The 20,295-nt window shown below is 31.4% G+C and carries 20 protein-coding genes; 6 read left to right on the top strand and 14 right to left on the bottom strand.

The annotated features are described in order from the left end of the window. Positions 1–31: 31 nt before the first annotated feature. The 3 genes from C4N20_RS07945 to C4N20_RS07935 all read right to left on the bottom strand — a co-directional run bounded on the left by C4N20_RS07945 (position 32) and on the right by C4N20_RS07935 (position 2,906). Positions 32–664: a flavodoxin family protein gene (locus tag C4N20_RS07945; protein ID WP_005978818.1), complete on the bottom strand. Its 633-nt coding sequence runs from the start codon at positions 662–664 to the stop codon at positions 32–34. 14 nt (positions 665–678) lie between these two features. Continuing rightward, positions 679–1,773 (bottom strand): alpha/beta hydrolase, encoded by a 1,095-nt coding sequence (locus C4N20_RS07940; protein WP_005978816.1) that lies wholly within the window; start codon positions 1,771–1,773, stop codon positions 679–681. A gap of 254 nt (positions 1,774–2,027) precedes the next feature. Beyond that, positions 2,028–2,906 (bottom strand): LysR family transcriptional regulator, encoded by an 879-nt coding sequence (locus C4N20_RS07935; protein WP_005978813.1) that lies wholly within the window; start codon positions 2,904–2,906, stop codon positions 2,028–2,030. Between the two features lie 149 nt (positions 2,907–3,055). Here C4N20_RS07935 and C4N20_RS07930 point away from each other — a divergent pair, with 149 nt between their 5' ends. The 6 genes from C4N20_RS07930 to C4N20_RS07905 all read left to right on the top strand — a co-directional run bounded on the left by C4N20_RS07930 (position 3,056) and on the right by C4N20_RS07905 (position 8,912). Next, positions 3,056–3,625, top strand: coding sequence for a DapH/DapD/GlmU-related protein (locus C4N20_RS07930; RefSeq protein WP_005978811.1), 570 nt, complete (start codon positions 3,056–3,058; stop codon positions 3,623–3,625). 36 nt (positions 3,626–3,661) lie between these two features. After that, on the top strand, positions 3,662–4,204 hold the full coding sequence (locus C4N20_RS07925; protein WP_005978809.1) for a flavodoxin family protein: 543 nt from the start codon (positions 3,662–3,664) through the stop codon (positions 4,202–4,204). A 174-nt stretch (positions 4,205–4,378) separates the two neighbouring features. After that, positions 4,379–4,870, top strand: a complete 492-nt coding sequence (locus tag C4N20_RS07920) for a prolyl-tRNA synthetase associated domain-containing protein (protein ID WP_005978807.1) — start codon at positions 4,379–4,381, stop codon at positions 4,868–4,870. A 19-nt stretch (positions 4,871–4,889) separates the two neighbouring features. Continuing rightward, positions 4,890–5,672 (top strand): Cof-type HAD-IIB family hydrolase, encoded by a 783-nt coding sequence (locus C4N20_RS07915; RefSeq protein ID WP_005978805.1) that lies wholly within the window; start codon positions 4,890–4,892, stop codon positions 5,670–5,672. A 273-nt stretch (positions 5,673–5,945) separates the two neighbouring features. Further along, positions 5,946–7,004, top strand: a complete 1,059-nt coding sequence (locus tag C4N20_RS07910) for an alpha/beta hydrolase (protein WP_005978803.1) — start codon at positions 5,946–5,948, stop codon at positions 7,002–7,004. A gap of 153 nt (positions 7,005–7,157) precedes the next feature. Then, positions 7,158–8,912, top strand: coding sequence for a 1-deoxy-D-xylulose-5-phosphate synthase (locus C4N20_RS07905; protein ID WP_005978800.1), 1,755 nt, complete (start codon positions 7,158–7,160; stop codon positions 8,910–8,912). A gap of 324 nt (positions 8,913–9,236) precedes the next feature. Here the strand turns inward: C4N20_RS07905 and C4N20_RS07900 are convergent, their stop codons facing one another. The 11 genes from C4N20_RS07900 to C4N20_RS07850 all read right to left on the bottom strand — a co-directional run bounded on the left by C4N20_RS07900 (position 9,237) and on the right by C4N20_RS07850 (position 20,187). Further along, positions 9,237–9,407: a DUF362 domain-containing protein gene (locus C4N20_RS07900; RefSeq protein ID WP_005978798.1), complete on the bottom strand. Its 171-nt coding sequence runs from the start codon at positions 9,405–9,407 to the stop codon at positions 9,237–9,239. A 155-nt stretch (positions 9,408–9,562) separates the two neighbouring features. Further along, positions 9,563–10,273 (bottom strand): glucosaminidase domain-containing protein, encoded by a 711-nt coding sequence (locus tag C4N20_RS07895; RefSeq protein ID WP_040490789.1) that lies wholly within the window; start codon positions 10,271–10,273, stop codon positions 9,563–9,565. Positions 10,274–10,572: 299 nt separating this feature from the next. After that, positions 10,573–10,932, bottom strand: coding sequence for a DUF6672 family protein (locus tag C4N20_RS07890; protein WP_005978795.1), 360 nt, complete (start codon positions 10,930–10,932; stop codon positions 10,573–10,575). After that, complete coding sequence (locus tag C4N20_RS07885; RefSeq protein ID WP_005978793.1) at positions 10,932–12,038, bottom strand: ABC transporter permease; 1,107 nt, start codon at positions 12,036–12,038, stop codon at positions 10,932–10,934. The genes C4N20_RS07890 and C4N20_RS07885 overlap by 1 nt, the downstream gene beginning before the upstream one ends. Continuing rightward, entirely contained in the window at positions 12,028–13,050 is a 1,023-nt protein-coding gene (locus tag C4N20_RS07880; protein WP_172453943.1) for an ABC transporter permease subunit, read from the bottom strand. Before C4N20_RS07880 ends, C4N20_RS07885 begins: the two co-directional genes overlap by 11 nt. Positions 13,051–13,060: 10 nt before the next feature. Then, complete coding sequence (locus C4N20_RS07875) at positions 13,061–14,656, bottom strand: sugar ABC transporter ATP-binding protein (RefSeq protein ID WP_005978789.1); 1,596 nt, start codon at positions 14,654–14,656, stop codon at positions 13,061–13,063. A gap of 46 nt (positions 14,657–14,702) precedes the next feature. Beyond that, the gene (locus C4N20_RS07870; protein ID WP_005978787.1) at positions 14,703–15,878 is read right to left on the bottom strand and encodes a DUF3798 domain-containing protein; all 1,176 of its coding nucleotides are present in this window, start codon (positions 15,876–15,878) and stop codon (positions 14,703–14,705) included. A 364-nt stretch (positions 15,879–16,242) separates the two neighbouring features. Beyond that, on the bottom strand, positions 16,243–16,470 hold the full coding sequence (locus tag C4N20_RS07865) for a hypothetical protein (protein WP_005978785.1): 228 nt from the start codon (positions 16,468–16,470) through the stop codon (positions 16,243–16,245). A 240-nt stretch (positions 16,471–16,710) separates the two neighbouring features. Next, the gene (locus tag C4N20_RS07860) at positions 16,711–17,745 is read right to left on the bottom strand and encodes a ribonucleotide-diphosphate reductase subunit beta (protein ID WP_005978783.1); all 1,035 of its coding nucleotides are present in this window, start codon (positions 17,743–17,745) and stop codon (positions 16,711–16,713) included. After that, positions 17,738–19,984, bottom strand: coding sequence for a ribonucleoside-diphosphate reductase subunit alpha (locus tag C4N20_RS07855; protein ID WP_005978781.1), 2,247 nt, complete (start codon positions 19,982–19,984; stop codon positions 17,738–17,740). Before C4N20_RS07855 ends, C4N20_RS07860 begins: the two co-directional genes overlap by 8 nt. Next, entirely contained in the window at positions 19,984–20,187 is a 204-nt protein-coding gene (locus C4N20_RS07850) for a glutaredoxin family protein (RefSeq protein ID WP_005978778.1), read from the bottom strand. The genes C4N20_RS07855 and C4N20_RS07850 overlap by 1 nt, the downstream gene beginning before the upstream one ends. Positions 20,188–20,295: the final 108 nt, after the last annotated feature.

Raw genomic sequence — 20,295 nt, 5'->3', positions numbered from 1 at the left:
CCTTTTTATTTTATCAATTATGAAATAATATTTAACGGATAAAATTTGTAAAAACAGGCTCTTCCTGTTCTGGAAATTCTACCCCATTCTTTATTCCTGCTTCTTTACATTTCAGCATCCATGCCATATTTCTTGCTAATACTCTCATAGTATATAGTCCTTCTTCATCTTGCAATACATCTTCTGCCTCTGCTCCATGTACCATATTCCAATATCTTGATGAAACTATCGGCATTTCTGAAATAGTAAAATATTTATTCATCTGGTCAAATGCAGCTGTTGTTCCTGCTCTTCTGGCAGAAATTACTGCTGCTGCTGGTTTTAGCCAGAAAGTTTTTCTTCCGCTTAGAAAATCAGTAAAAAATGCTCTGTCCATAAATGAAGTTATTGCTCCTGTAGCTCCTGCATAATGTACTGGAGTTCCAAAAATAAATCCATCAAAGTCCTTAGCTTTGTCTAAAAATTCATTTACACAATCATTGAATACACACTTTTTAGTTTCTGCACAAGTTCTACAAGATATACAGCTTGCTATTGGCTTCACTCCTACCCAGAATATTTCAGTTTCTATTCCTTCTTTGTTCAAAGTTTTTTCCACTTCTGCAAGGGCAGTATAAGTGCATCCTTTTACATGTGGTCCTCCATTTACTAATAATACTTTCATGTTCAACACCTCTCCTATTTATCCAATCCTTTTTCTTTTAACCATTTTGACATTTCGTCTGCTACTGCTATATTATTCAAATCTGAAAATGGAAAATGAGTATTTCCTTTTATTCCAATTTCAGGAAGATGAACCACTTTTACATCTCCACCATGACGATTTACTGCTTCTGCCCAAAGTTTTGCCATTTCATAACGCACCCTCCAGTGATCTTTAGTCCACTCTTTAGATGGAGCAGGAGCTATATTATCTCCATAATAGATTACAATTGGTATTTTTGTTAGTTTTATAAATTCTTCCATTGGAATACTTCCTGCACTTAATGCTCCAAAAGGACTTATTGTTTGTAATGGTTCAGGAACTTCTCCCTCTGGAAATACAAATCCGCTTCCCGGCTCATATGCTATTATTCCTTTAACATTTGAATTCTTGATAGCCGTCCACCATCCAGGTCCTCCTCCCTGTGAGTGAGTTACTAAAACTCCATTTCCTATCTTTTCAAATAAGGCAGCCATTGCATCTGAAATCACACCTTCATCATATGCAGCTGTATTGGGAGTCATTTGGCGGAAAAAATTTTCTAAAGCTTTTTCTCCCTTAGCAAATTGTACATTATCAAAGTAACGAGGATATTCCCCTATACGAAAAGTATCAAACCAGAATTGATCATCTGTTGCATTAGAAACTGTTCCTTCCACTGTACTTCGTCCAGCTCTTCCTCTTCTTGGCTGATCTACTAAATATATCCCAAAACCACGACGAAGAAAAATATTATCGAATCCTTCTCTCCCATCTGGAGTTGTTTCCCATGTCTGAGCTGATTGTCCAGCTCCATGAAGAAATACCAATGGATTCTTATGTGCATTTACTGGAATCTGATATGATACATAAGCATGATCTCCATGTAAAGTCTGCCCATCAGGTTTCAATGGAGTATTTGTATTATATGTTCCTGAAGTACTTATAACTGTTCCTCCTACACTAAAGCTTCCCTGCTCCTGTATCATTATTGGCTTTTTGTTTTCTAGTGCTGATATTGCTTCTAAATGTATTCCTGTTAAAAATAAAAAACTTATCCCTATTAAAAATATTTTTTTCTGTTTAGTCATTCTTATCCCCTCCTTAAAGTATCTTAATAGAAGTTTAGCACTTCGAGTTAACTCTAAGTCAATAGCTTTTTATATTTTCAAAAAATAAAAAAAGGCTAATTCATAAGGGAGTACAACCTAAGAATTTTCTTATTAGAAATATTCGCTGCTAATTGCACAAATCTTTCTAATTTTTAAAATTTACTTTAGTTTTATTTAATCTCTTATTTATTTGCCTTAATTTATATTCTTATTCCTATTTTAAATTCTTTTTTTTAACTTAATTCCGATTCCAGCATTTCCAAAAATTTCTTTGCAGCTTTAGAAAATACCTGTGATTTTTTCCAGACAATATTTAGCCCTACTTCCAGTTTTGGCTCCAGTGGTTTAAAACATAAGGCACTATTTCCTGTAGTATTTACCAATTTATCAAGAGACAGTGCATAACCAATTCCTTCCTCTACCATAAGAGAAGCATTATACACAAGATTATAGGTAGCTACAATATTCAACTTTTCAAAATCTTTTCCTATCCATTGAGAAATTCCTTTCCCAACCATTGATTGTCTTGAACATAAAAGAGGTATATTATGTAAATCTTTTGGTTTTATTACTGTATTTTGTGCCAATGGACTGTCTTTTCTCATCAATACTCCCCATGTATCTGTCGCTGGAAGTTTTAGATAATCGTACTTCTGAATATTTGCAGGTTCTATTACAACTCCAAAATCCAATAATCCCCTGTCTAATCTTTCTGTTACATCATCTGCATTTCCACTGAACAGATGATATTTTACCTGTGGATATTTTTCTTGGAGTTTTTTTACTATATGTGCAATAATACGCATAGCATCTGTTTCTCCTCCACCTATATAGATATCACCATTTATTATTTCATCAGAAGCTGTAATTTCTGTTTCTGTTTTTTCTACCAGTTCAACTATTTCCTCTGCTCTTTTACGAAGAAGTATTCCTTCATCTGTCAGAGTAATTTTTCTATTTCCACGTATAAACAATTTTTTTCCAAATTCCTCTTCTAATTCCATAAGCTGTCTAGAAAGTGTAGGCTGAGTTACATGTAAAGTTTCTGATGCTGCTGTAATGCTTTCTTCCTTTGCTACAGCTAAAAAATAACGCAAAACTCTTAGTTCCATATTCCCTCCTTTTCTAATACTTCTACATTAATTATAGTTCTCTTTTTATATGCTTGTCAAGCATATCTCTTTATTTGATATAGGTATTTGATATCAAAGTCCTTCTGCTCTATAATAAAAGTAAAATATATTTCAACATGAGGAAGGTGATGAAAATAGATATAGAAAAATTTTTAAAGCATGTAAATAGTGGGAAACCAATTCCTACTGGAACAGAAATTTATGATTTTATGGTTAAACTGAGCCATGAAGCTATGAGAATAACAGCTGAACTAAATAGTTCATATCATACTCCAGAGGAAATCAGAGATATATTTACTCAGCTAACTGGAAGGGAAATTGACAGCACATTCTCTATATTTCCCCCATTTTATACTGACTGTGGAAAAAATATTCACATTGGGAAAAATGTTTTTATAAATACATGCTGTCATTTTCAAGATCAAGGAGGCATCTTCATTGGAGATGGAGTTCTCATAGGTCATAATGTAACTCTGGCAACTCTCGATCATGGCTTTGCTCCTAAAGACAGAGGTACTACATATCCAACACCGATTATTCTGGAAAAAAATGTCTGGCTAGGTGCTAATGTGACTATTGTATCAGGGGTCAGAATAGGAGAAAATGCAATAATTGCAGCAGGAGCAATGGTTACAAAAGATATTCCTGCTAATGTAGTTGCTGGGGGAGTACCAGCAAAAGTTATCAAAAATATTTAAATATTAAAGAAATTAAAATGTAAAAGGAGAAAAGATATGAAAAAAAATGTTTTAATTATTTCTACCAGCCCACGTAAAGGAGGAAATTCAGATATATTAGCATCTGAATTTGAAAAAGGTGCACTTGAATCAGGGCATCAGGTAAAAAAAATAGATCTTTACAACAAAACTATTAATTTTTGTAAAGGGTGTCTAGTTTGCCAATCTACTAAAAAATGTATTATAAAAGACGACGCTAGCAATATTGTAGAAGAGATGCTTCATGCTGATGCGATAGTATTTGCTACTCCTATATATTTTTATGAAATGTGTGGACAGATGAAAACTTTATTGGACAGAACAAATCCTCTATTTCCAGTAGATTACTCATTTACTGATATCTACCTTTTAGCAACAGCAGCAGACAGCAGTAAAAATTCTATGGATGGAGCTATTAAAGGGCTGCAAGGCTGGATAGAGTGTTTTGAAAAAACAAGTTTAAAAGGTGTAGTAAAAGGACTGGGTACTGATGCTGCTAGAACTATTAAAAATTTTCCTGATACCTTAAATGAAGCTTACACTATGGGGAAAAATATTTAAATTTTGTATATTAATCATGCAGGTCATACTATAAAGTTGCTGTAGAATGAAGCATACAGAATGGACAAATTTTTCATTGCCTGAAATGAACAAATACAGTATAATGTGATTATTCAATTTACCTTTAATGAAAAGGTATAATCGACAAATTAAAATTTGCAGAGGTGACTAATAATGTATAAGCAAGAGTTATATAATTTCCTAAATGATAAAAATATACAATATGAAGTAACAGAGCACCAAGCTGTTTTTAATATGGAAGAATTATCACAAATTGATATTCCATATCCTGAAGCAGATGCAAAGAACTTATTTGTCAGGGATGATAAAAAGAAAAACTATTATCTAATTACTGTAAAAGGTGATAAAAGAGTAAACTTAAAAGAATTTCGAAAAGAAAATCAAACAAGACCACTAAGTTTTGCTACAGAAGATGAACTGAAAAAAATCATGCACTTGATACCAGGAGCAGTGACACCACTGGGAATATTGAATGATGAGGAAAGAAAAATAAAGATGTTTTTGGATGATTATTTTTTGAAAGGAAACGGCTTAATTGGTGTCCATCCTAATGATAATACAGCAACAGTATGGATGCAGGCTGAAGATTTAATCGACATCATCAAAGAACATGGAAATGAAGTTGAAATATGTTCAATAGGATAATAGTTGAAAGGGGAATATAGTGAATATTAAGGATACAAAGATTATTTTTTTTGATATAGATGGAACATTACTTAAATTAGGGACTAAAGAATTATCTCCTAAGATGAAAGAAACATTATTGAAACTGAAAAGTAATCATATTAAAATTTGTATTGCTACTGGAAGGGCTTTATTGACAATACCCAAATTTGAAGGAATAGATTTTGATGCGATTATTGCATTTAATGGTTCATATTGCTGTACTAAAAAAAATGTAATATATAAGAATCCTATCCCAGCAAAAACAGTCCACCAAATTATTAAAAATGCTTCAAGCATAGACAGACCAGTTGCACTTGCATCACTTGATATGTTAGGTGCTAACGGAAGTGATCAAGACTTAGAAGATTATTTTAAGATTGCTCATGAACCAGTTCCTACAGAAGTCGATTTTGATTATTTATCTAAACAGGATATCTATCAGATTATGTCAGGTGGGAGAAAAGAAGAATATTCCAGCTTATTAAGGGAAGTAGATGGTGCAGAAATCACAGCATGGTGGGACAGAGCTGTTGATATTATTCCATTGAGTGGCAGTAAAGCATTAGGAATACAGAAAACATTAGAACATTTTAATCTGACAAAGGAACAAGCAATAGCTTTTGGAGATGGTAATAACGATATTCCTATGTTGAAATCTGTTGGAATAGGAATTGCAATGGGGAATGCAGGAGCAGAAGTAAAAAAAATGGCGGATGTGGTATGTGATAGTGTTGAAAACGATGGAATATATAAATATTGTAAGAAGTATCATCTATTATAAGATACGGGAACTGAATATGGCACCAAAAAGAGAAGTAAATACATGGCTTGAAAATTTAGAATTTTAAAATATTTTTATAACTATTATTAAGGTTTTGGCAACAATTTATTTGCCAGAGCCTTTTTTATTTTCTTTACCACACCTCCTTTGAATCAAAATTTAAATATAGTAAATAAGCATATTAAGATATCCAATATAAGTATTTGTTATCTTAGTTTTTTTATTATATACTTTATTCAAGATAAGAAACATTAAAATTTAAGGAGGTTAAAAATGAAAAAATCATCATTATTATCAATTTGTAAAAGAGCAATGATTGGAATGACTTTAATGACTGTTGGAGCAGGAAGTGTTTTTGCTGCTGATATATCTAATGGAGCAGATAATTTTTATAAAAGCGATAAAGTAACTCTACAAAAAGTTACATTTCAAAACCAATATAAAATGGGAGTTACAGGTAATCTCTTTGTTCCTAAGAATATGAAACAAAATACTAAAAACTCGGCAATTATTATTGGACATCCAATGGGAGCAGTAAAAGAACAATCTTCTAATCTATATGCTCAAAAACTGGCAGAACAAGGATTCGTAACTCTTGCAATAGATTTATCTTTCTGGGGTGAAAGAGAGGGCCAGCCTCGTAATGCTGTATCACCAGATATCTATGCTGAAGATTTCAGTGCAGCAGTTGATTTTTTAGGAACTCATTCATTTGTTGACCCAAATAAGATTGGAGCTCTTGGTATCTGTGGAAGTGGAAGCTTTGCTATCAGTGCAGCAAAAATCGATCCTCGTATGAAAGCTATTGCCACAGTAAGTATGTATGACATGGGATCTGCTAATCGTAATGGACTTAATCATTCATTGACATTAGAGCAGCGTAAACAGTTTATTGCTGATGCTGCTGAACAACGTTATGCAGAATTTAATGGAGGAAAAACTGAGTACACAAGTGGTACTGTACATAAAATTGATGAAAACTCATCTCCAATAGAAAAAGAATTTTATGATTTTTACCGTACTTCACGTGGAGAATTTACTCCAGAAGGGGCTACTACTGAAACAACTACTCACCCAACACTTACAAGTAATATAAAATTCATGAACTTCTATCCATTTAATGATATTGAAACTATCTCTCCTCGTCCAATGTTATTTATCACTGGAGATCAGGCTCATTCAAAAGAATTTAGTGAAGATGCATACAGACGTGCAGCTGAACCAAAAGAATTACTTATTGTTCCTGGTGCTGGACATGTAGACTTATATGACCGTGTTGATATGATTCCTTTTGATAAATTAGGTAATTTCTTTAAGACAAATTTAAAATAATTACTTCCCTTTCCCCTTCAGATAATATTTGGAGGGGGATTTTTATCACAATAAAAAAATTAAAATTACTTCTTGACCTAGAGTCCACTCCAGATGTTAGACTTGATATATCAAGAAACAAAATAAATAAAATTACTATATAAGGAGAAAAATATGTATTTAGAAAAAATAAACAGTCCAAAAGATTTAAAAGAAATGAATATTGAAGAATTAAAAAAACTGGCAGATGAAATGAGAGCTGCTCTGCTTAATAGATTGAGTAAAACTGGAGGACATATAGGACCAAATCTTGGAATGGTTGAGGCAATAATTGCTATGCACTATGTTTTCAACTCTCCAGTGGATAAATTTGTATTTGATGTATCTCATCAAAGCTATCCTCATAAAATGCTTACAGGAAGGAAAGATGCTTATCTATATGAAGAACATTTTCATGATGTTTCAGGTTATACAAATCCTGAGGAAAGTGAGCATGATATGTTTAATGTTGGTCACACTTCAACATCTGTCAGTCTGGCTTCAGGATTAGCAAAAGCAAGAGATTTAAAAAATGACAATGAAAATATTGTTGCAGTAATTGGAGACGGTTCTTTGAGTGGTGGAGAAGCATTAGAAGGGCTGGATTTTGCTGGAGATCTAAACAGTAACTTCATTGTTGTTGTCAATGACAATGATATGTCTATTGCTGAAAATCATGGAGGACTATACAAGAATCTAAAAAAACTAAGAGAAAGCAATGGAACTCATGAATGCAATCTCTTTAAAGCAATGGGATTAGACTATATCTATGAAAATGAAGGAAATAATATTGAAAACCTAATTGAAGTATTTACAAAGGTAAAAGATATCAATCACCCAATTGTAGTTCATATCAATACTCAAAAAGGTAAAGGATTTAAATTTGCTGAAGAGAATAAAGAAAACTGGCACTGGAACTTTCCATTTGATATAGAAACAGGAAAGGTATCTCTGTCTTTTGGTGAAGATTATGGTTCAATAACTGGAGAATATCTATTGAATAAAATGAAAAAAGATCCTAAAGTAACTGCTGTTGTTGCAGGAGTTCCAACTAATATTGGATTTACTTCTGAAAAAAGAAAAGAAGCAGGAAAACAGTTTATTGATGTTGGAATTGCTGAAGAACACGCTGTTGCCATGATTTCAGGAATTGCTAAAAATGGTTGTAAGCCGGTATTTGCTACATATTCAAGTTTTATTCAAAGAACATATGATCAAATATCACAAGATTTATGTATCAATAATAATCCTGCAACTATTCTGGTAAATGGAGCATCTATTTACAGCATGAACGATGTTACACACTTAGGTATTTTTGATATTCCATTGATTTCAAATATCCCTAATATTATTTATCTGGCACCTACTTCTAAAGATGAATATCTTGCCATGCTGGACTGGAGTATAGAACAAACTCAGTATCCTGTAGCTATTCGTATTCCAAGTAATGATGTCATATCAGATAATAGACATGTTGACACTGATTACAGTAATATTAACAAATATCAAATGGATGTAAAAGGAAGTAAAGTAGCAATATTAGCTTTAGGGGATTTTTATCAATTAGGAGAAGAGGTTTTAAGAGAAATAGAAAAAGAACTTGGATTTACACCAACATTAATTAATCCAAGATATATTACAGGACTTGATAAAGAAATGCTCACAGAACTTCAAAATAATCATGATATAGTTATCACTTTAGAAGATGGTATTTTAAATGGTGGATTTGGAGAAAAGATAGCATCTTTCTATGGAACAACAGATATGAAAGTTAAAAATTATGGATTCAAAAAAGAATTTATTGATAGATATGAGGTAAATGAAATTATGGAAGAAAATGGTATTACTAAAGAACAAATAATTAAAGATATTCTTAGCTGTAATCTATAGACAATAAATTTTAACAACTTTATTTAAAACCCAGATAATTTTTAAACTATATATAATTAAGAGAGAGTAATTTAGAAGCAAAATAGAATTTTTAGCTTTGATTACTCTCTTTTTTATATTCTTTTCTTATCTGCTTAATATAATTCTTTTCCTGCCTCTACCCAGCTTAATCATATCCACTCTCTATCTCTATAGTTTTTAAGAAAAACTCAACAAGAGTGTTTCAATAATAAACAATTATTTTTTTGTTAACTGTCAGTTAATTTTTTTTTACAAAAAGACAAAAAAAAGAGCCTTGAATAGGCTCTTTCTAATTTAACTTAATTACTCAGCTGCTATAGCAGAAACAGGACATCCACCTGCACAAGCTCCACAGTCAACACATGAATCTGATATTCCATATTTTCCATCATCAGTTGATGATATTGCTCCTACTGGACAAGTTCCTTCACAAGCTCCGCATCCTATACAAGCGTCTTTATCTATTACGTACATTAAAATCCCTCCTAATATTCATAAAATTTTTTAACTACTTAAAGTTTATATTATTTTTCGCATCTTGTCAAGTGTAATTTAAAAAAAATGTTTTATTTTCAAACACTTATATTTTGAAAATCAAATAATTTAATATTCTTTTTCATCTTTTTAAACTAGGCATCATGCTCTAATAAATCATTTGCTTTTATTATAGTAGTAAGTTTTCTTCCGTACTCTTCTCTTATTTCAGAATAATTATTCAAGTGTTTTACCAACTTTAATGAATTTTCGCCATTAACTATTGCAGCTCTAAGTTGTTTATAAGCTCCATGTCTTGCTAATGTCATTATATAATCCTTTACAGAATCATCAATAGTATTATACTTTTTATAATAAGTTCCTTTTCCTACCTTGACACTTTTCTCCTGTTCTTTTGAAAAAGACTTCATTCCAAAAAGGTTATTTCCTTTTTTAGCTACGTTTGAGGTCCCCCACCCGCTTTCTAATGAAGCTTGAGCTATTATCAATGAAGTAGGTGGAACTATCATTTTATTCAAAAGTTCATCAGTATTCATGTTTTTTACTTTGTATTTTGCAAAAGCATTATTTAAAATATCCTTTTCTTCTTGGGTTCTTACACCTTTTTCTATTATTTTCTTTACCTGCTCTTTTTCAGTTTTTATCTCCATTTCTATGTTTTCAATTATTGGTACAAGTGTTTGTATGAATAATTTTTTTCTTTCATTTCCTTGTATTGCACTAAAATCAATTCTTTTATTTAGATAAAACTGTTTATTTTTTAGCTCACTTTCGTTTATTGTAGTTCCTGAAAAAGCAGTAAAAGAAAAAAGAAAAATTAATAATACAAATATTTTTTTTCTCATTTTTTCCTCCGAGTTAATAAAGTCCGCAGAAAATCCCATTGATTTTCCTAATACATCTCTGTTATATTGACCACTATTACTGGTGATCATTTTTCTGCTTATCCCCATATCAGCGTCAGAATACATCTTTTTAAATATTATTTATCATAATTCAAAAAAGACATATTTTTTTTAATTAAATAACAATATATTATACCATACTAATTGAAAAAAAGATAACTTTTTTTGACATTTTTTAGTTAAAAAAAATGAAAAGCTCTCTAAAGAAAGAGAGCTCTATTATTAGATTTAAGATTAATTTAATTGTCGCTTTTTATCCAGTTTTCTTCTCCGTTTATCAACAGAGGAAGATAAATAGTTGCATCTTCAGTTGGTGTAAGTTTAAATTCATTTTCTAATGTTACATTTTTTCCAGTAGTGTCTTTAAATTCAATAATTAATTTATGTTTAGGTCCTTTTACATATACCATAGCTTTTTTATTTACTCTGATTTTTTTAGCTTTTTCTCCATTTACAGAATATGAAACATCTACAGCTACATATTCACCAACTTTTTTATTATCTATGAAAACTTTATGCTGTTTTCCACTGACAAAGAGAGCAGCAGCAATCCCTACAAGTACAACTATCAAAATTATCCAGTTTCTAACTATTTTCATTAGTTACCACCTACCTGACTAGAATTCATTTCAAGTATTCTTTTTCTTTCTGCCTCTTTTTCTTTCTCTCTTCTCCATTGATGAAGAATAAGAACCAAAGCAATTATTCCATAAGATACAAATACTCTGAAATATTCTCCTATCTGTGCTGAACCAATAAGTTCTTTTCCCGCTCTTGGAGCCAGAACAAACATAGTATGAAAAAGGATTACTCCACTAAGTGCATTTGGAATACTGGCTTTAGATACAGTTGCTCCCCCTATTAAAAGAGCAGCAATAGCAAACATTCCTATTTGCTCATGGCTGTTATATGTATTCATAGTTCCAATATTTTGAAGAAATATTAGTTGCCCTATCCCTGCAAGAATAGTTGAAATAACAATAGCTAATATCCTTGTTCTGTCAACTGCAATTCCAGAAGATTTAGATACTTCTATGTCCTGTCCTATTGCTCTCATATCCTGACCAAGTTTAGTTTTTCTGAACCAAACTATAAAAAGGCATAAAAGTACTATAGCAAGGATAGTTAATACAGGAATAGAATATTGTCCTATATTAAAAACTATTCCATCATCTAAAGCTCTTCTTATATTTTTAAGATCTATTGCATTTCTTATTCCATGTCCTCTTGAAAGAAGTATAGCTTCATTTCTTATAGGGATAACTTTTCCCATTCCATATAGAACTAAAAGCTGATATACTCCATTTATAAAAAATCCAAGTATCATAGAAGTAATCATTTCTCTACCTTTTGCTCTATTTAAAACAACTCCACCTATATAACCCATAAAGGCTGCTATTGGAAGAGTAATTATCACTGCAAGAAAAAATCCCTGAAGCCCAACTACATTCCAATCAGTTATAAATATAAGAGCTATCTGTCCAGCCATTGCTCCCAGTACTATACCAAAGTTTAATCCCATTCCTGCTATTATAGGTATCAAAAGAGACAGTACAAGGAAAAGATTACGAGACAATCTCAGAATTATTTCCTGAATAAGATATTCTATACTCAATCCAGAAATTGGTATAGACAGAAGTATTATTATCACCATAAAAATAGGAACTACATTATTTACTAAGAATTTTTTGATTTTATTTTCCACTTCCAGCACCTTCCTTTCTTGTCAAAGCATATAATATCATTCCATTAGATACTATGATTCTTATCGTTTCTGACATATCTGTCTGGATTATATTATTAACAACTGTAGGTGTCATTGTCAATATTCCTTGAAATAAAAATGTTCCAACTATAACATTGACAATAGTAACTTTATTTACAGATGCTCCCCCTATAAGTATTGCTGCTATAGCAGGGAATGCCATATAAAATGGTGCAAGATATAACTGTACAAATCCAAAACTTTGTTGATACACTACAATTCCAATTGCTGCTAATACTGTGGACATAACAACAGACTCTATTCTTATTTTGTCTATATTGATTCCAGTTGCTTTTGCAAATTTATCATTAGTTCCTACAGCTTTCATCGCATACCCAGTTCTTGATCTAAAGAATATCCACATTCCAAAAGCCAGTATCCCAAAGAATACTATTTCTCCTACTGGAAGCATATCACTTGGCATATGGAGAACCTTGTCAAGAATTCTATGCCAATGACTTTCAACACTGATAGTAGTACGAAGCCCTTCTCCTCCATAAGCCCAGATCATATCCTGACTTTTAAATGGAAGAACAAGCCACATTATACACATGACAGCAACTGATGAGAATCCAATATATGTAGCAATCATCATTTCTCCACCTTTTACTTTATTAAGGATATGTCCATATATCCATCCAAATAAAATAGCAAAAGGAATTGATATTATTATTGCCCCTGCAAATCCTACAAATCCGCTAAGCCCCATCTCTATACTTATTACTGCTCCCAAGAGTCCAGCTTCTACTCCCAAAGGCATTCCAAAGTTCAATCCAGTTCCAGACTGTATCATTGGTACAAGAGATAAAACCAGTATAGCATTCATTCCAAATCTTACTAATGTATCCCCTAAAGCTGATTTTAAATTTATTCCTATAAAGGGAGAAACTATATACATTGATAAAAGAAACAGAGTTATTATTATTCTAGGCCACCCTGCATTCTTTAGCATAGTCTTGATATTATTCATTGTTTCCCTCCTTTGACACTCCTACCATCATTTTTCCAAACTCTAATATATCTGCTGTAGGTGGTAGTATTCCAGCAACTTTTCCTTCATTTATTATTGCAATTCTGTCACATATACTTCTTAGTTCCTCTATTTCAGAAGATGTTATTATTATAGTTGTCCCTTTAGTTGAGTTATACTCCTTCAAAGTATCTAAAACTAATTTCTTAGCCCCTACATCTATTCCTCTTGTAGGTTCTGATACGAATAAAACTTCAGGGTCCATAGTGAACGCTTTTGCCAGACATACTTTCTGCTGATTTCCTCCACTTAACTCCTGAACTTTCTGTTTTTCACTCATACATCTTATTTCCAGTTTCTTTATATAGTCCTGAGCGTTTTCCCTCATTGCTTCTTCATCTGCAAGATTGAATAAACCTCCAAATCTTTTCTTAAAGAATTTTCTTTGTATCTGCATAGCTGGATAGGCTATATTTTCTTCAATAGAACTTTCAAGAAGGAGTCCTACTCCTTTTCTGTCTTCTGAAACAAAAAATATTCCTTTTTCCAATGGATTATTTGGATTATTTAACTTTATCTCCTGACCTTTAAATACTATTTTTCCACTTGCATCATACAGTCCCATTACTCCATTGGCAATCCCTATTTTACCCTGACCAGCCATACCTCCCAGTCCTAATATCTCACCTTTTTTAATATCAAGGTTTAGACCTTTTACCATTTCTCCTGGCATATCTACCCAGAAGTTTTTTACAGAAAGAATAGTTTCTTTAGTTTCATCCAAAGTTTCAACCTTCTCTTCAGACTCTCCCATTTTTCTTCCTATCATCCATTCTGTTATCTGGTTTACATTTGTATCTTTTGTATTTACAGCATTGATTAAAAGTCCATCTCTCAAAACTACTACTGTATCACATACATTCATTATTTCTTCCAGCCTATGCGTAATAAAGATTATAGATATTCCTTTTTCAGATAATCTTCTCATAGTTTCAAGCAGTACCTTTGCTTCTTCCTCTGTTAAAACAGCAGTAGGTTCATCCAATACCAGAAGTTTTGTTTTTTCTCTCTCTATTTCACGAGCTATCTCTGTAAATTGTTTATGTGCTACAGGCATTTCATTAATAACAGTATTAGGATCTATCTCAATACCTAGTTGAGAAATAGCATTACCTGCTCTTTCCTCTATATTTTTCGAGTCTATTCTTCTTATTCTTTCACCAAAAAGATTTTCTAAAAAACTATTAGCAGTAGATTCTCTATTTAAAACTATATTCTCATTTGCTTTGAACCCAGGTATTAAAGAAAATTCCTGATGAACCATTCCTATCCCTACAGCAAGAGCATCAAATGGAGATTTAAAATTTGTTTCTTCACCATCGAAGATTATTTTTCCTCCATATCCTCCTGTTTCAGAAATAACCGGCATACCAAAAATAGCCTTCATCAAAGTAGATTTTCCAGCACCATTTTCTCCTACCAGTCCTACTATTTCACCAGGTTTAACCTCCAAATTTATATCTTTTAATACTACATTTTCTCCAAAAGACTTTGAAAGCCCCTCTATTTTCAATAATACTTTATCCACATTTTCACCCCTTGAAAATTAAAGGAGGGGGATTACCCCTCCCTTATTATTTTATTTTGAAATATTTTTCAGGAACAGTTTCATTAGTCATATTCATGTAACCTTTCCCTAAAACATATGTATCTTGATATAATAAGTAGAAGTTCTCTTTCTCTACTCCATTAACATCTGTATAGTTACTTCCGTTCCATCCAGCACCTGGAGTAAATTTCTTCAATGAATCCATGATAGAATCGAAGTCAGTAGCATCTACACCTTTTTCCACAACTGCTCTTGCATGTTCTCCTAAAGCAATTACTGAAATAAAGTTATATGAATAAGCCCATGTTCCCATTCTTCCAGCTCCACCTTTTGCTACTACTGTATCTTCAACTTTCTTTAATATTTTTGGCCAGTTCCCTTTTTCATCTTCAGAGAATTTTATTCCTAAAGCTCCAGGGTATCCCATTGTAGGAGATGGCAAGTCTGCTTCTACAAAGTATCCTCCAACCTCAGCTACTCTTTTTAATAATGGCTCTGTATGAGCATCATTTGTTGCAAAGAATGCTGTGTCTTTACCATATTTTTCTAACCAGTTAGGTACTTGTTCTAATATATATTGTTGAGCTCCTGCTACTCCAACATCACTTACTGGGTCTGGAGCAGACATATCAATAAACTCCATTCCAAGATCTTTAGCAGTTTCAGCCATTATATTTCTTCTTCTTGATAATAACTCATAGCTTAAATGTCTTGGGAAAGATATATGCATAAATTTAGTAGCTCCCATTTCTTTAGCAGCTTTTACTATTAGATATCCTCTTGCCACATTATCTGGATTAGTTACCAAATCAGCTGCATCACTGATGATCTCTGGATCTTCATGTGGAGCATTAGCTATTAATAATATATCAGGTCTTTTTTCTCTTATTCTTCTAAAAGCTTCAACAGTTCCTGGAACAGCTTCTGCTACTATTATAACTTTCATTTGAGGATCATCTGCTAATCCTACCATTTGAGAAATAGTAGTTTCCATTTCCTGCATGAAGTTATCTGGATAAGTAACATGAGTTACCATTCCACCTTTATCACTTGCTCCATACATTTTTACTAGTTCCTCAGCTCCACGAAGACTGTCTTCCGATTGAGATACTGTTCCACTTACCACTCCAATATGGTAATCAGCAGCAAAGCTGAACACTGAAAATAAAAACATAAAAAGTCCAACAAAATATTTTTTCATAAGTTCCCCCTTACAATTTTATTATCTTCTTTATAATTTCTATACTTAATATATGCACATAATAAAAAAAGTACTATTTTTTAAGTACAGGAGTTACAAAACTTTTTGATATTGTTAGGATTATACTCCTTTAAACGATGTATGTCAACCATTATTTTATTCAAATAGAATTTTAATTTCATTTATGTATTTTTTGAAAAATTATTACGCAAGAATTTGAGACCTTTTTTTCTCGCTAACTTAAGTTAAATTGGAGATTTTATTCTTGATTTATACAATTTATGTATTTTCAATTATATATTTTTTTTATAAATTCAATAAAAAAGATCTAACATCATATCAATATTAGATCTAATTTATAAAATTATTTAATTGTCTCCAATTTGCCATTAACAAAAACTTGTTTTACCTTATCAGAGTTATTTTCTTTTGTCTCTTTTATTTTCTTAGTTCTCTCTTCAAGTTTTTTAGATACATAAAGTATGATATCAAAATTAGTTATTTCATGATAACCTCTCTCTTTATTTTCTTTTTTCATATAAGGTTTTTCATACATTTCAAATATAATATCCAAGTTAGTCATTTCTTTCATTTTCATCCCTCCAAGATCAATCAAAAATTTAAAAATCTTCTTAAAAATGTACCAATTATTTAAAACTATAGCTTTAAAATTTCATCCCTCTTCTTATAGCTATATAGTATTAAAAATTCATAAAAATGTAAAACCGTATTTCATACACGTCTTAACAAGTATAAACTTGTATGTTTTTTATTTTTCAAAATAAAAAAGGTCTCAACATTCATTGAAACCTTTTAATCAAAAATTATTTATCTATATTTCATCCCATCCATCTATAGACGAACTCATATTGTAACTTGTTACAGTACCTTCAAAGAAGTTTGCTTTAACATTTCCTTCTCCCTCTGTATCTGCAAATTTTGTAAGATGCTTATATGGATTTTTATTAAATCCTTCATATATTGGCTTTAGCCCAATACTTCTTAATCTCTCATTAGCCAACCATTTTGTATATTGTTCAGTTGTTTCTTCTGTTATTCCCAGAATCTGATTTCCTATTATATGGTTAGTCCAATTTATTTCCTGCTCCACTGCTTTTCTAAACATGCTATAAATTTCTTCATCATTAAAGAAATCTGGATTTTCATTTCTTATTTCTTTTAATAAATGCTGAAAAATAACTACATGAGACAGTTCATCTCTATTTATAAGCCTTATTACATCTGAAGTTCCCATCATTCTGTTTCTGCTTGCTAAAAGATAGAAAAAATTAAATCCATTATAGAAGTATATTGCTTCTAAAAGATAATCTGCTATTATAACTTTTGAAAAATTCTTATCATTAGGTTCTTCCAAAAACTTTTGATACATTTCAGCAATATATTTATTTCTTTCAAATAATATCTTGTCTTCTCTCCACTTATCATATATAGAATTTCTTATTTCCTTGGGAAGTATAGATTCTATTATATATTGATAAGATTGGGAATGTATAGCTTCCTGAAATGTCTGTATAGAAAGTATCAAATTTATTTCAGGAGCTGTTATATAATCACAGACATTTGGAATATTATTAGTTTGAATACTATCAAGAAATATTAAAAATGATAAAATTCCATCATAAGCTTCTTTTTCCTGATCTGTCAGATTTTTATAGTCATTTTTATCCTGTGTTAAATCTATTTTTTCTGGTATCCAAAAGTTTCCCATCATTGTTCTATAAAGTTGATTTGCCCATTGATATTTAACATTATTCAGGTTAAATATATTTGTACTGTCTCCTTTTATCACTCTTCTCTTAGACAGAGAATCATCTCCCAGAGGATTAAAAAGTTTTTTTCTATCCACTACAGCTTTCACACTCCTCTTTTTCATTCATTATATTAGTATTCTTCTGAATTGTTCTTATATAGTAAACTGATTTGCAGCCATTTTTCCATGCTGTCATAAAAGTATCATAAATATCCTTTGCCTTTATATTTTTATTCAAATCAAAAATTAACTCCATAGAAACTCCCTGAGTAGTCCACTTTCCTATTCTACTCATTATTTTTACATATGTCTGTGGATTTACATTTTTAAATTCTGGATAAAACCATGCTCTGTCTTTAAGATATTTTACTACTCTTGGTACTGCTCCCTTTTGGTTTTTTTCTATATAAAATCTTGAAAATGTTGGATTAACTGAAGCTGTCGCTCCCATAAGAAGAGATGTTGAAGTATTAGGGGCAATAGCAGTAAGTTCTCCATTACGCATTCCATATTTTTTTACCAATTCAAATACTTCTCCCCATTTGTCTGCATATTTTGAATTCTTCATATACCATTCTCTATCTTTTTGGAAAAACAATCCTTTATCCCACAAAGAACCTTTAAAGGCTGGATATTCTCCTCTATCTTTAGCCAGTAATGCTGATGATTTTATGCTGTATAGAGCAATCTCTTCAAAAAGTTCATCTATATCATTCATAGACTCATCATAAATCATAAATTCTCTTGCCAAATAATCTGCCAACCCCATAGTTCCTACCCCTATAGTTCTATATGAGACATTATGTTTATCCGATTCTTTTATAGGGGTTTTAGTTAAATCAATAGTATTATCCAATATTCTTACAGCAGTATCAACTATATTTTCAAGTTCCTCTTTCAATATTTCAGCCAAATTCAGAGATACCAAATTACATGTATGAACTTCTCCTAGATTTACAGTTCTTACTCCTTTTTCTTCTACAGTTTCTTCTGCAAAGTTTTTACTTGGAGAAAAATTAGAAAAACTCTCCATACACAGATTTCCATTACCTATCATTCCTTTATGGCTGTTATGGTTCATCAGATTTGCCCTATCCTTGAAAAAAATATATGGCATTCCTGTTTCTATCTGCACTTTCATTATTTCTTTAAATAATTCCCTAGCTTTTATCACTTTTTTAAGCTCTAAAGAAGTATCTTTTTCCAACTTTTCATAAATCTCTTCAAATTTTTCTCCATAAAGTTCACATAATTCAACTCCATACTTTTTACGTACTTCATATGGATCTATTAATGTCCACTCTAAATTTTCTTCCACTCTTTTCATAAACAAATCAGATAATACAACCTGAGGATATATGTCATAAGCTTTTCCTCTCTGATCTCCATTTTCTGTCTGAAGCTCTAAAAACAGCTCAATATCCAGATGCCATGAATCAAGGGCTGCTGTTACAGCTCCTGCTCTTCTCCCCTGCTGATTTACAGCTACAGCAGTATCGTTTACTATTTTTATCCATGGAACTACTCCACCACTTGCATTATAATATCCATTTACCATAGAATCTTTAGCCCTGATTCTTGAAATATTAAGCCCTACTCCTCCACCGCTTTTGCTTATTTTAGCAATAGTGTCTATATTATAGAAGATAGATTCTATATTATCATCCATTGCAGTGATAAAACATGATGATAGATTTCCTTTTGGTATTCTCAAATTTGCAAGAATAGGTGTAGCTAAAGATATTTTTTTCAGAGACAGGGCATTATAGAATCTTTTGGCTACTGCAACTCTATCTTCTTCATTTATTGCCAACAGCATGGCTATACACATAAATACTTCTTGTGGAAGTTCATAGATATTCCCCTTGAATTTCAAAAGATACCTATTCACAAACATGTTAGCTCCTGCATAGTCATACATCATATCTCTTGATATATCAATAACCTTTTCTAGTTCTTTGATCTCATCTTTTGTATATTCCTGAAGCCTGCTGTCATATATTCCTTTTTCTGTAAGAGTTTTTATTGTTTTATAAAAATCACCATATGAAAAACCTCTTTTATGAAAAACTTCTCTTTCTGTTTCCATCATGAGAAGCCTTCCAGCAACATATGTCCAGTCGCTTTCTTCAAAACTTGTCATTGCAACTGCTTGATTTATAAGAGATTCCTGTATTTTTTTTGTTGTTATATTTTCCTGATATATTGAATCTATATAGCTTTCCAGCTCAACCATATTAACTTCCAGACCTTCACAGGCTCTTACCAATTTCTCTCTTATTTTTGTTATATCTAAATTTTCTCTTATTCCAGCTCTATTTATAACTTCTCTCATTATATAACCTCTAAAAGCTTTTCCATTGTGTAATATTCTCCATCTTTTTCAATAACTGGAGCACTCATAATTCTATTTTTACTGGCTACAGTCATTAAAGTTTTTAAATCCTGAATATATTCATATTCAATTCCTTTATTATCTAAAGTCCTTTTTAAAGACTCACATTTACTACATCCTTCTTTACCAAATACTTTTATCATTTTTCCTCCTCAGTACAACATATTGTATAGCATGTTGTTTTATTCACAACATGTAGAAATATTATTGCATATATTTTAATTTTTTTCAATCATTTTATAGAAAAGTAA

This window comes from Fusobacterium ulcerans (genome assembly GCF_003019675.1).
In the GTDB taxonomy this organism is placed as follows: Bacteria; Fusobacteriota; Fusobacteriia; order Fusobacteriales; family Fusobacteriaceae; genus Fusobacterium_A; species Fusobacterium_A ulcerans.
Note: the sequence above shows the minus strand (reverse complement) of the source record. Positions and strands in the feature narration are given on the sequence as shown.